General features: G+C 60.9%; 12 protein-coding genes and 1 tRNA gene. 2 read left to right on the top strand and 11 right to left on the bottom strand.

Going from position 1 to position 12,595, the window contains the following annotated elements:
* Positions 1 to 246: 246 nt before the first annotated feature.
* Positions 247 to 885, top strand: a complete 639-nt coding sequence (locus tag ACTRWK_RS13910) for an invasion associated locus B family protein (RefSeq protein ID WP_289081082.1) — start codon at positions 247 to 249, stop codon at positions 883 to 885.
* Between the two features lie 86 nt (positions 886 to 971).
* Here the strand turns inward: ACTRWK_RS13910 and ACTRWK_RS13915 are convergent, their stop codons facing one another.
* Genes ACTRWK_RS13915 through ACTRWK_RS13930 form a run of 4 tightly spaced genes read right to left on the bottom strand, consistent with a single transcriptional unit; the run spans position 972 to position 5,188 of the window.
* Positions 972 to 2,180 (bottom strand): beta-ketoacyl-[acyl-carrier-protein] synthase family protein, encoded by a 1,209-nt coding sequence (locus tag ACTRWK_RS13915; protein ID WP_289081081.1) that lies wholly within the window; start codon positions 2,178 to 2,180, stop codon positions 972 to 974.
* A gap of 3 nt (positions 2,181 to 2,183) precedes the next feature.
* Positions 2,184 to 2,441, bottom strand: a complete 258-nt coding sequence (locus ACTRWK_RS13920) for an acyl carrier protein (RefSeq protein ID WP_009824672.1) — start codon at positions 2,439 to 2,441, stop codon at positions 2,184 to 2,186.
* A 35-nt stretch (positions 2,442 to 2,476) separates the two neighbouring features.
* Positions 2,477 to 3,574 (bottom strand): UDP-3-O-(3-hydroxymyristoyl)glucosamine N-acyltransferase, encoded by a 1,098-nt coding sequence (gene lpxD / locus ACTRWK_RS13925; RefSeq protein ID WP_037944324.1) that lies wholly within the window; start codon positions 3,572 to 3,574, stop codon positions 2,477 to 2,479.
* A 27-nt stretch (positions 3,575 to 3,601) separates the two neighbouring features.
* Positions 3,602 to 5,188, bottom strand: a complete 1,587-nt coding sequence (locus ACTRWK_RS13930; protein ID WP_289081080.1) for a L,D-transpeptidase family protein — start codon at positions 5,186 to 5,188, stop codon at positions 3,602 to 3,604.
* A 379-nt stretch (positions 5,189 to 5,567) separates the two neighbouring features.
* On the opposite strand from ACTRWK_RS13930, the gene ACTRWK_RS13935 reads away from it, so the two are divergent.
* Positions 5,568 to 6,113, top strand: coding sequence for a YcbK family protein (locus ACTRWK_RS13935; RefSeq protein ID WP_005853653.1), 546 nt, complete (start codon positions 5,568 to 5,570; stop codon positions 6,111 to 6,113).
* An 82-nt stretch (positions 6,114 to 6,195) separates the two neighbouring features.
* Here the strand turns inward: ACTRWK_RS13935 and ACTRWK_RS13940 are convergent, their stop codons facing one another.
* The 7 genes from ACTRWK_RS13940 to ACTRWK_RS13970 all read right to left on the bottom strand — a co-directional run bounded on the left by ACTRWK_RS13940 (position 6,196) and on the right by ACTRWK_RS13970 (position 12,571).
* Positions 6,196 to 6,651 (bottom strand): YqaA family protein, encoded by a 456-nt coding sequence (locus ACTRWK_RS13940; RefSeq protein ID WP_306284903.1) that lies wholly within the window; start codon positions 6,649 to 6,651, stop codon positions 6,196 to 6,198.
* A gap of 65 nt (positions 6,652 to 6,716) precedes the next feature.
* Positions 6,717 to 6,806: transfer RNA gene (locus ACTRWK_RS13945), tRNA-Ser, on the bottom strand.
* Between the two features lie 82 nt (positions 6,807 to 6,888).
* Entirely contained in the window at positions 6,889 to 7,608 is a 720-nt protein-coding gene (locus tag ACTRWK_RS13950) for an alanyl-tRNA editing protein (protein ID WP_289081078.1), read from the bottom strand.
* Entirely contained in the window at positions 7,605 to 9,947 is a 2,343-nt protein-coding gene (locus ACTRWK_RS13955) for a DUF3772 domain-containing protein (RefSeq protein ID WP_289081077.1), read from the bottom strand. The genes ACTRWK_RS13950 and ACTRWK_RS13955 overlap by 4 nt, the downstream gene beginning before the upstream one ends.
* Entirely contained in the window at positions 9,944 to 10,978 is a 1,035-nt protein-coding gene (locus ACTRWK_RS13960) for a cysteine synthase A (RefSeq protein WP_005853660.1), read from the bottom strand. Before ACTRWK_RS13960 ends, ACTRWK_RS13955 begins: the two co-directional genes overlap by 4 nt.
* A 14-nt stretch (positions 10,979 to 10,992) precedes the next feature.
* Positions 10,993 to 12,126, bottom strand: coding sequence for an NUDIX domain-containing protein (locus ACTRWK_RS13965; protein WP_289081076.1), 1,134 nt, complete (start codon positions 12,124 to 12,126; stop codon positions 10,993 to 10,995).
* Positions 12,127 to 12,130: 4 nt separating this feature from the next.
* Positions 12,131 to 12,571: a TrgA family protein gene (locus ACTRWK_RS13970; RefSeq protein ID WP_005853664.1), complete on the bottom strand. Its 441-nt coding sequence runs from the start codon at positions 12,569 to 12,571 to the stop codon at positions 12,131 to 12,133.
* Positions 12,572 to 12,595: the final 24 nt, after the last annotated feature.

The following is a 12,595-nucleotide window of genomic DNA, read 5'->3' on the forward strand; positions in this document are numbered from 1 at the left end:
AGAACGAAGAACAGGGAAAAGGACGCATCGCGTCCTTTTTTCTATTTCAGCCCCCCGCGCCCGGCCTCTTCCCCGTGAAAACCTGATGAAATAGGCAAAATTTTGCCTTAAATCACGATGGTTTCAGCGCTATCGTCCTGACATTGGCATTGGCGCATGGTAGATGGCGTCGAATTTAACTGATTTGGAACGAGCATGAAAAAGTATATCACACTTCTCCCTCTCTGCGCGGCGATGGCTCTGACTATGCCCGTTTCCGGTTACGCACAGACTGCAGCCACGGAAACACCCGCAGCAACAGACGCCCCGGAAACGGCGGAGCCGACCGCTGAAGCGGCACCCGCGACGGAAGAAAACACCACCACCGGCAGCAGCACCGACGTGCAGTCGCAGCTGAGCCTTGGTGAAGATGCCGACGGGGAGCCGACCCTGGGCAAGCCCTACACCAAAGAGGTGATCGGTGCCTGGGAGATGCGCTGCATCAAGACCGAAGAAGATGTCGACCCCTGCCAGATGTACCAGCTGATGGATGATGGCCAAGGCGCGCCTGTCGCCGAATTCTCGCTGTTCCGCCTGCCAGCGGGCGGCAAGGCGACAGCCGGTGCCACTGTGGTTGTGCCGTTGGAAACGGCCCTGCCCTCGCAGCTGACGCTGACCGTCGATGGTGGCAAAGCGCGCCGCTATCCTTTCGCTTTCTGTAACCCCGTTGGTTGCTACGTCCGCATGGGCCTGACCGAAGCCGATGTCGCCGCGTTCAAACGCGGGAAAGAGGCCGTGATCACCATCGTGCCCGCGCTGGCACCTGACCAGAAGGTCGAACTGTCGCTGTCGCTGGACGGGTTCACCGCAAGCTTCGACAAATCCTCGGTTGTTGAAGACCGGTAAGCAGACGCTTGGCCCTCGGGCCGTTGAGACAACAAAGCCGCCCCGTTTGACGTGGGCGGCTTTTTCATGGGCGGTGGCCGCAGCCGTCAGATCGCGCGCAGCGCCAGTACCGCGTTCATGCCGCCAAAGGCAAAGGCGTTGGACAGCGCCACCGTGACCCGCGCATCGCGGGCCACATTGGGCACCACATCCAAGGCGCAGTCGGGGTCTGGTTCTTCGTAGCCGATGGTGGGGGCGATCACCCCGTCGCGCAGGGCCATGATGCAGGCCAAAAGCTCTACCGCGCCGGTGCCGCCGATCAGATGCCCATGCATCGATTTGGTCGAGCTGATCATCAGCCGGTCTGCATGGGTGCCGAACACATCTGCCACCGCCGCACATTCGGTTTTATCATTGGCTGCCGTGCCCGTGCCATGAGCATTGATATAACCCACCTCCTCCAGGTTGATCCGGGCGTCGTCCAACGCGCCTTTGATCGCGCGGGCGGCCCCCGCCTTGGACGGCATCACAATGTCCGACGCGTCAGAGGACATGGCAAAGCCCGATACTTCGCACAGGATATCAGCCCCGCGGGCGCGGGCGTGGTCATACTCCTCGAACACGAAAACGCCTGCGCCTTCGCCCTGCACCATGCCATTGCGATTGGCCGAGAACGGGCGGCAGGCGTCGCGCGACATCACGCGCAGCCCTTCCCACGCCTTGACCCCGCCAAAGCACATCATGGATTCCGAGCCGCCCGTGACCATCGCCGGTGCCATTCCGCTGCGGATCATCGAAAACGCCTGCGCCATCGCGTGGTTCGAGGACGCGCAGGCGGTGGAAACGGTGAAGGATGGCCCCTTGAGGTGATGCTCCATGCTCACATGGCTGGCGGCGGCGTTGTTCATCAGGCGCGGCACCACAAAGGGATGCACGCGGTTCTTCCCTTCGGCATAGACCGCACGGTAGTTATCGTCCCATGTGCTGACCCCGCCGCCCGCCGTGCCAAGCACCACGCCGGATTTGGCAGAGAGCTCTCCTTTGAACTCAAGCCCTGATTGGCGGATCGCCTCCGCCGCGGCGGCAAGGGTGAACTGGGTGAACCGGTCATAAAGCGCGATCTTCTGACGGTTATACTGACTTTCGCCGTCAAACCCATGGACCTGACCGCCGATCTTGATCGACAGCCGGTCCACGTCGCGGAAATCAAGCGGCCCGATTCCACACACCCCGTTGCGCATGGCCGCAAGCGTATCGGGCACGTTCAATCCCAGCGGATTGACCGTGCCCGCACCCGTAATCACGACACGTTTCACGCGTCAGGCCTGCTCGGCGCGCAGCCGTTCCACCCCTGCGACAATGCTGGCCACGCTAGAGATATCGAACCCGGTGGCGTCCGGCTGGTTCGCGTTGAACGGCACCGATACGTCGAATGTCTCTTCGATCGCGAAGATGCTTTCGACGATGCCCATGCTGTCGATGCCAAGGCTTTCGAGCGTGCTGTTCATGGTGACATCCGATGGCGTCAGAAACGCTTGATCGGCGATAATGCTGATGACCTGATCTTTGATGTTCATCCTAAGTCTCCGTCAGAACGGGCCATGCCTCGGCCCTAGCTTGTCTCACTGTCTTTGGAGGTGCCCATCTGGGATTTTAACGCCGCCACATCGCGAAGCAAGCGCGGCAAACGGCGCAGCGCTTTGTAGCCTTCGATCTGCTTGCCCATTTCCGTCGCGGGATACCCCAGCAACGACCGGCCCGCGGGCGCGTTGGACAGGATCTTGGTGCCGCCGCCCGCGATCACCCCGTCGCCGATGGTGATATTGTCGCTGACGCCCACCTGACCACCCAGCACGACGTTGTCGCCGATGGTCACGGAACCAGCGATACCGACCTGCCCGCACAGCAGGCAGTTTTTGCCGACCACGACGTTATGCCCCAGATGCACGAGGTTATCGAGCTTGCTGCCGTCGCCAATCGCGGTGTTGCGAATGGTGCCGCTGTCAACCGTGCAGTTCATACCGCATTCCACGTCGTTCCCGATGGTCACACTTCCAAGGGTGTGAATACGGGTCCATTGTTGCGCTTTTGTGTCGCCGCGATCACCAAGGGTCTTGCGGGTCTGTTCCACCGTGCTGGGTTCAGCCGTCACGAACGAAAACCCGTCGCCGCCGATCCGCGCGCCCGGTTGCGCGATGAAATCATCGCCGATGCGCACCCGCGCGCCGATGCTGACATGATCGCGCAGATAGGCGTTCTTACCCAGAACCGCGTCTGTCCCAATGTAGCACTGCGGCCCGATGACAGAACCAGCGCCGATTTTCGCGCCTGCCGCCACAATCGTCAATGGCCCGACAGAGACGTCCTCGGCCAGTTCGGCAGTCTCATCAATAACGGCGGAGGGGTGGATGCCAGCCCCGAACCCCTGCCCCGGATCCATCATGCGGGTCAGTCCCGACATGGCAAAGCGCGGACGGTCCGGCAGGATGGCGGCCTTCAACCCCATCTCTTGCCAATCGGCATCGGGCCAGAGCATGGCCGCGCGGGCCGATCCGTCAGACAGCGATTGTGCGTATTTGGGGCTCATGGCGAGCGCGAGATCGTCGGGGCCCGCGTCTGCCGGCTCTGCCAGTTTGGCAATCGAAATGGAGGTATCGCCGACCGCTGGCAAGCCAAGCGCGTCGGCGATCTGTTGGATGGTGTAGGTCATGTGCGGTCTCCCCTTATCAGGGACGAGTTAACCCTGAACCGCGCCCAATGCCACCCCCGCCTTGCTTAGCGCATCCCAGATACGGCCATCGCGACCATAGATATCGGCGCGATACTGCGTATGGCCGCGCGGTGTGGTGAAGGCGGTGCGGTAGATGATGTGGACCGGCACTTCGGTATCCAGATGGACGAAAGTCTCGCGGCCTGTGGCCAGTTGCCGTTTGAAATAGGCGACAGGATCAGCCGCTTGCGGGGCCAGCAGCGTATAGGCGAAATCAAAAGGATCGGCGAGCCGCACGCAGCCGTGGCTAAAGGCACGAACGTCGCGGTCAAACAGGCTCTTGGAGGGCGTGTCGTGCAGGTAGATGTTGTATTTGTTGGGGAAAATGAACTTCACCAACCCAAGCGCATTGGTCCGCCCCGGCTTTTGGCGCATGCCATATGGGAAGGTACGCGCTGTATAACGGCTAAAGTTCACAGACCCACGGCTGATGATCCGGCCGCGGTTATCGATCAGATCAATATGACCCGCGGCATTGGGGTTGCGCTGCATCGACGGCAGATATTCCTTGGTCACGATCGACCGCGGCACCGTCCACGTCGGGTTGATGACGATATATTCCATCACATCCGAGAATTCAGGAGTCAGCCGGTCCGATTGGTTCGCCCCCACGACCGAGCGTGTCTCGAAGGTGACCTGCCCGTTGTCGACAACGGACGCGGTGAAGGCGGGGATATTGACCAGCACGTGACGTGCGCCGCGTTCCTTGTTCAGCCAGCGTTCACGCTCCATCGCGACGATGACGGATTGCAGCCGCGTCTCGACGCTCTTGTTGATCTCGGCCATGGTGCCGGAGCCAGCGACGCCGTCCTCATTCAGCCCGTGATCTTTTTGAAAGCTGCGCACCGCCTCTTGCAACGTGGCGTCATAGGTCATCACGTTGGACCGTTTCAGATACCCCATCGACATCAATCGGTTGCGCAGCGCGACCACTTGCGTGCCTTGCGCCCCGGGCTTGAGCGAGGGTGCAGGCACCGCGGGGCCCCAACCGCCTTGGGTCAGCAAATGCTCCATCCGCAGCTTTTCACGCATCAGGGCGTTATACTCCATCGTCCGCGGGCGCAGATTGCGTAGGAACGGCGTGGGATCGGAAGAAATGAAATCGGTGATATAGGTCTGACGGTCGCGGTATGGCACTTCGCGCACGATGGACGGATCAATGCGCGACGGCACCAGCACACCGGTTTGCAGATCACGGGCGTATTGCAGGAAAACGCGCGTCATCTCGACCTCGGCCAGCCCGCGATCCCGCGGGGTCTGCGCGTTTTTGAGCTTTTCCATCAGCCCTTGGGGGTCATAGCGTGCGACGGGCAGCCCGTGCAAATCAGCCGCGCGGATCGCTGACATAAGAGCGGCACGTCGGGCGCGCTGTGTCTCTGTCGCTTCGGTCCAGATCGGTGCATAGCCGTGGGTCCGGTAGTAGGCGGCGATATCCTCATCCCGCGCGGCGGCTTCGGCAACGGCCTGTTTGAACGCGGTCACCTGCGCAAAAGCGGGTTGCGGCGCGGTAAAGAGTGTCAGAGCTGTGGCAGCAGCCCCCAGAAAACCTGCCATGCGGCGAAATTTCCGCGATTGAATGCTTAAAATACGAGTCATTGATTCCCCCGAAATCGGTGAGCTTTGGATTTCCTAGATAGGCAGGGAACCCTATGCTCTTGTCCAATAACAATGCCCGTGAACTGAAAACTAAGGATAAATTGATGCTTATCGGCATCGCCCCTGTGGCAAAAATGAACAACCAACTAAGGGTTGCGCAAAAATTCGCCTAAATTTGTTGATGGATGGAACCTTTTCGATTCAGCACTTGGTTCAAGAATCGCGCTATGCCATAAATTGTTGCATCTGGGGATCGATGGAAAACTCCGTGTAACATCATGGAACCAAAGGCAGAAGACGGGACATACAATCAATGACTGGTAAGAGCACTTCGGGCATGACCCGGCGCTCCGTATTGGGCGCATTCGCAGCGACGGCCGTAGCAGCGGCACCGACCTTCGCAAACGCAGCAGGATTTTTGCGTGGGGCCGGCGATATTCGTCGCATCAAGATGTATTCCGGCCGGACAGGCGAACGCATCGACATGATCTATTGGATCGAAGGCAACTACATCAAAGATGCCGTATCCGAGCTGAACTATTTCATGCGTGACTGGCGTACCGATGGCGTCAAATCGATGGACTTGCGCACCGTGGACATCATGGCCGCGTCGCATAACCTTCTGGATGTGTCCGAGCCCTATATGCTTCTATCCGGCTACCGCAGCCCGCAGACCAACGCGATGCTGCGTTCCAGATCGCGCGGTGTGGCCAAGAACTCCCTCCATATGCGTGGTCAGGCGGCTGACCTGCGTCTGGCATCGCGTTCGGTGAACCAGATGGCACGCGCGGCGATTGCCTGTAACGGTGGCGGTGTTGGTCGCTATTCCGGTTCTAACTTCGTGCATATGGATTGCGGTCAGGTACGTAACTGGGGCGGCTAAGCGCCAGACGACGATCACGGAAACAAAGCGCCCTCGGGCGCTTTTTTCGTTTTAAGACAACGCGCTATTCGATCTCTTTCGCTCAGCCGATCCACACGAGCGTCACCCAGGCCAGCACGCCATAGCGCAATGCCTTGCCGATGCCGACGATTGCGACGAAGGACCACAGCGGCTCTCTTAGCACCCCTGCGGTGACGGTCAGCGCATCGCCAACAACCGGAAACCAGCTGACCAGCAGCGACCAGCGGCCATAGCGCGCATACCACATCTCGGCCCGCGCCATTTGCGACGGGGATGCAGGAAACCAGCGCTTGTGTTGGAACCGCAGCACCGCATGCCCCAGCCCCCAATTCACCACCGACCCCAAGACATTGCCCACCGTGGCAACCGCCAGCAACCCCAGAACCCCGTGCTGGCCGTGGATCATCAACCCGACCAGCAACGCTTCGGATTGCATCGGTAGAATCGTCGCTGCAAGAAAGGCGACCGCGAAAAGGCTCAGGTAACCGGTCATCGACGCGCCCGAACCAACGGGCATCTGGCGACCCGTTCGGGGCGTCGGAACCGATCACCGTAGAAGCGGAATATATCGTAAGGGGGGTATGGCGGACAGACAGGGATTCGAACCCTGGAGACGGTCTCCCGCCTACACACTTTCCAGGCGTGCGCCTTCGACCACTCGGCCACCTGTCCATTGAGGGGGTGTTTAACGTGACCTGCAGGCGGGGTGCAAGGGGTAAAACGCGCGAATTTCAACAAGATTTCAATGCGCCGTTCAGCTGTCGAGATGGACGTAGATCCGGCGGGTGCCGCGCCCCTTTTTCTCAATCTTGCCAAGGCGTACCGCGCCAATCTCTCCGGTGCGGGCAACATGGGTGCCACCGCAAGGCTGCAGGTCGATCCATGCGTCACCCTCTCCGATTTGCACCAGACGCACGTTGGCCGCCGTGACCGGTGGTGCGACGGATAACGTCTTGACCAGCTCAGGCGCGGCTTGCAATTCCTCTTGGGTGATCCAGTGATCCGTGATCGGCAAATCCTGCGCGATATAGGACGCCAGCGCGTCCTCGATGCCGCAGCGATCCTCTGGCGCATCGGCAAGGTCAAAGTCCAGCCGCCCATGCGTGGCAGAGATTTGCCCTCCCACCACGGGGAACGGCACGACCACGGACAACAGATGCAGCAGGCTGTGCACCCGCATATGCCGGTGCCGGCGGTCCCAATCCAGCTTCTGCGTGACATGGGTGCCCGGCTGGGGGATTTCCTCGGGCTCGGCCGGAACCAGAATGATGGACCCGTCCAGCCCCTTGACCGTTGTCGCGATCGGCATGCGCTGCTTGTCCCAGTTCAGCCAACCGCTGTCCCCCGGTTGCCCGCCGCCCGTGGGATAGAACACCGTCCGGTCCAGCACGATCCCGCCCTCGTCGGTGATGGCGATGACTTTGGCGGCGCTGTCGCGGGCATAGGCGTCGGTGAGGTAGATCGGCTCGTTCAACTGTCCTCTCCATCCTGCTTAGAGGGTTTTTCGCCGGCGCGGGTGCGCAGCCATACGTCCCGCTGGGGAAAGGGCACCTCGATGTTTTCGGCGGCAAAGCGTTCGACGATGGCGTGGTTGATATCGCTTTTGACCGACATCATCCAATTTACGTCCCGCAGGAAGGCACGGATCTCGAACTCCAGCGCGTCGGCCCCGAAACGCACCAGCAGCACATTCGGCGCGGGGTTCGCAAGCACCAGAGGCTGGTCCTCCGCGATCTCGCGCAGGATCGCTTCGACGCGGCGGGTATCGGTGCCATAGGCTACCCCGACCGAGATGATGACCCGCCCCACGGTATTGCCACGGGTAAAATTGGTCACCGTACCGCTGACAAGATCGGCGTTCGGGACAATCACATCGGTGCGGTCAAAGGTTTCGATCCGCGTGGACCGTACCGAAATATCGCGCACATAGCCGGACTTGCCACCGACCTCGATCCAGTCGCCTTCGGAAATGGGGCGTTCAATCAGCAGGATGATCCCCGAGACGAAGTTGCTCACGATGTTCTGCAGACCGAAACCGATACCGACTGACAGCGCACCGGCAACGATGGCAAGCGAGCTAAGGTCAATGCCCGCCCCCGTGATCGCGGCCAGCGCGGCCAGAAAGATCCCGACATAGCCCAGCCCCGACAGCAGCGCGTTCTGCCCGCCGATGTCGATCTTGGTCTTGGGCAGGACATTGCTGCGCAGCGCCCCTTGCAGCAGCCGCGTGAGCAGATAGCCGATCGCAAAGATAACCGCGAAGGCAAGCAGGTTCGACGGCGAGATCTGGCTTTCCCCGATGGTGAACCCGCGCGAGAATGCGGCCCATAACTCGGTCAGGTCAGCGACCCGTGCGCCCCAGACCAGCGCAAGCACGGGCATCGCCAACAACAGCAAAATCAGACCGAAGAACAGCGGCATCAGCGCTTCGCGTGCGGCAATGCCCTGCCCCGTGATCGCGCCATAGACATCCGCAGAAAAGCGTTGCAGCGCCATGACCAGCCCCAGCACAGCCAGTGTCGTCACATAAGGGCGCAGGATCGCATCCGACAGATCCTGATAGCCAAAGGCATACAGCAGCGGTGCCACCACAGAGACCGCAATAGCCCCCAGCCCGGCACCGCGTACAACCCGCGCATGGGACGATGCTTTGGTCATGCCATCCGCGTCTGGCGTATCCTCTTCGGGTTCACGGTAGCTGCGCAGGATCCGACCGATCTGGAACAGCGCGAGGCTGGTCAGCACCGCCAGCGGGAATTGCACCACCGCGCGTGTCGCCAAGCTGGGGTCACCGATTTCAAGCACCGTCAGCGCCACGATAGACAGGATCATCACGAAGGTGATCGCGTTCACGTAGAGCCGTGCGGATTTACGTTGCTGTGCAGACAGCGGCAAAAGCGCTTCGTCTTCTTCGCGGGCAAAGACCCGTTCGGACACCCAGCGGAACCCGAAGATAAGAAGGCCGATCAGCGGCAGCAATTCAACGACCTGTGTCGCGCGTGCGCCCAGAAAACCCGATTGACGTGCCGCGATGGTCAGCAGGTAAAGCCCCACCAGCGGGAACAGGATGCGCAACAGGGAAACGACAAAGCGCCAGATTCCCATGCCGCGCGCCTGATGAACGCGCAGGGTATGCGCAATCTTCATCGCCCAGACACGGCCGCGGAACAGCAAAAGCAAGCCTGCAATACCCGCGAAGAAAACGGTCGGCAGGTTGTTTTCCAACGTATTCAGCGCGCTGTCCGTATCCTGTTCAGCACTTTCCTGCCAGAAAGCGGCAAAGGCATCCTGCATCTCGACCAGCGCGGGGCCCCAATAGGCGGGGTTCAGCGGCGACGGCGTGGTGCGTAGCAGCCGTTCGGTCTGGCGTTCGCGAATGATCTTGTCGATCTCGCGCACCAGCCCGTCTGCGCGCAGAAACTCGCGCTCTGCGATCTGCACGGGGGCCAGCAGGGTGTTCAACTGCTGATTGATGTCGGCGCGGGTCTTGGCCACCTCTGGCGCTTCGGGTTCGGCATTTTCGCCCTCGGGCGCTGTGCCCAAGGCGGCAAGCTGGTCACGCAGCGCGGCGATACGTTCAGCGTTCAGCGTGCGCGCGGCCTCGAACTCGGACCGGTAGTTGACGATACGCCCGCGCAGGCTGTCGAGTTCGGAAGTCGGTGTGTCGGCCTCTTCAACCGATTGTTCCGCCTTGACCGCAACACTATCCCATTGCTCCGCCGTTTCTTCGACGTCGGTCTGCGCGAAAGCCGCGGTCGTCAGGCAAAGCGCCAGAAGACCGCAGGCCAGAAGCCCCCTGAGCGTCGCGATCATTGGTCTTCGAAGACGCCGGGAATGGATTGTGGGGCACGGTCCAGCCAAGCGGGCACGGGCAGATCCTTTTCGCGCAGGAAGTCGGGGTTGAACAGTTTCGACTGATAGCGCGTGCCGAAATCGCACAGGATCGTCACGATGGTATGCCCCGGCCCCATATCCTTGGCCAGACGCACCGCACCGGCGACGTTCACACCCGACGACGCCCCAAGGCAAAGCCCTTCGTGTTGCAGCAGGTCAAAGACATAGGGCAGCGCCTCTGCGTCCGAGACGTTGTAACTGAAATCGGGCGTGAACCCTTCGAGGTTCTTGGTAATGCGGACCTGACCGATACCTTCAGCGATTGATCCGCCTTCGGCGACCAGTTCGCCCTTGGTGTAATAGTTATGCAGCGCGGCCCCGTCCGGGTCGGCAATCGCGATCTTCACGCCTTTGGGCTGCAACGCCATGCCGATCCCGGCCAGCGTGCCGCCAGATCCCACCGCACAGCAGAATCCGTCAACCTTGCCGCCGGTCTGCTCCCAGATCTCGGGGCCGGTGGTTTCGATATGCGCCTGACGGTTGGCAACGTTGTCGAACTGGTTGGCCCAGATCACACCTTCGTTCGTGGTGCGCGCCAGTTCATTGGCGAGCCGTTCCGAGTAGCGCACAAAGTTGTTGGGGTTGCGGTAGGGCGCCGCGGGCACCTGCACCAGTTCGGCCCCGGCAAGGCGCAGCATGTCTTTCTTTTCCTGACTTTGCGTTTCAGGAATGACGATCACGGTTTTGAACCCCATCGATGCGCCGACAAGTGCCAGCCCGATACCGGTGTTCCCTGCCGTGCCTTCGACAATTGTGCCGCCGGGTTTCAGCGTGCCCTTCGCGATGGCATCCTGAATGATGAACAGCGCAGCACGGTCCTTGACCGACTGGCCGGGGTTCATGAATTCTGCCTTGCCGTATATCTCGCAGCCGGTTTCCTCGCTCGCCTTGCGCAGACGAATAAGAGGGGTGTTGCCAATGGCCTGCGCCAGATCAGATGCGACGTGCATGGGATGCTCCTAAATCAAGTTACCTCCGGTGTAGCGGCGGGCGCTTCCAACCTCAAGCGTTCCCGATGCCGCGCAAGCCAGTAAGCGGCAATCACCAGCGGCGCATTGGCAGCTTCAAGCTGGTCTACCATTGTCATCAGCGCATCAAAGCCGATGAGATGGGACCGGATATCCTCGTTTTCGGCCTCAAGCCCGTTCACACCGGTGCTATCATCGGGCAAATCGGCAAGGCCCAGATAGATATAGAAAAATTCCGTAGAATCCCCCGGAGAGGCATAGACTTCCGCGATTTTTTCAAGCTTGCGCAGGGTCAGACCCGCTTCTTCCTGCGCCTCGCGGTGCGCGGCGTCTTCGGGGCTTTCGCCCGGATCAACACGGCCCGCGATGGGTTCAAGCTGCCACTGCGCGCGATCCCCCCGCGCCACCGGCCCCATGCGCAGCTGCTCTACCAGCATCACCCGATCCCGCACCGGATCATAGGGCAGCACCAAGGCGGCATCGGTCGCGACGAAGACCGCACGCTCCAGCACATCGGTCATCGTGCCGTCGAAACGCTCGTGCGCGAGGTGATATTCGTTCAGCGCGAAATAATTGGTATAGGCGCGGTCAATCCGGTCGATCCGGACCTTGCCGTCCAGCGTCCCTGCCCCGTGTTTCGACCGAAGCGCATTCACCTGCGCCGCTGCCCGTGACCGGATCATCGGGAACATCTGTGCCACGCGGTCGGCAGTATAGACGCCGAAATAATCCATCACCTCGCGCGCGGCAAAGCAGCTGAGCGCCCCCCAGTCTGCCTGCCACTGCGTCAGCGACCACGGGTCACGTGTCGTCCATTGATCGGGCCGCGCGAAATAGCCCAAAGCGCTTGCGCCGCTTTCCAACGTGATTTTTTGCAGGTCGTAGGCAAAGCTGCCCTCGTAGAAATTCAACCGGTCCAGATCGTTCTGCCCCAGCCCGCGCAGCAACACCCCTTCGGCGGATTGGCCCGGCGCCGGCACAATGCAGGGGAACGGCCCCTCGACCACGGATAAGGCGATGTGATCCGGCAAACGGTCCGGCGAGATGTCAAGCCGGTCCGCCGCGCGCCCCATCACGATTTCAAGCAGGGGCACATGCCGCAACGACCCATAGAGGAAAAGATCTGTCATCGGCTTAAGGGAACTTGCTGTCGATAAGGTTTGTGATCACGCCACTGACGGCACCGCCAATCAACACGACCGCGATGATCGGCACTGTCGCCATAATCAGGAAGTATTCGGCACCGATACCGATCATGCCCACCAGCGCCTCTCCGACACCGCCATAGCGGTGCATCATCGCGTTCTCGATCATCTCGCGGCCTGCCTGGATGAACAGCCCCCAGAACACCAGAACCACGGCACCGGTCAGCCCGATGGTGATCCCTTCGGAAACGCCACCGCCCGCACGTGCCCCCATGACCCGCCACCCGACCGCGAGCCCGAGGGCAATATTGGTGGGAATGAAATACCCGAACTGGGTGGATTCAGGCATCAGGGGCATGATCATGCGCGAAAGGGCAAAGCCCATCAGCGCCAGGCAAAAAGCGGCTGTCAGGCGGGCAGCGGTCGGCATCGGGATTTCCTTAGACTACAAGCA

The sequence above is a fragment of the Sulfitobacter sp. G5_S2_6_S6 genome (assembly GCF_054968505.1).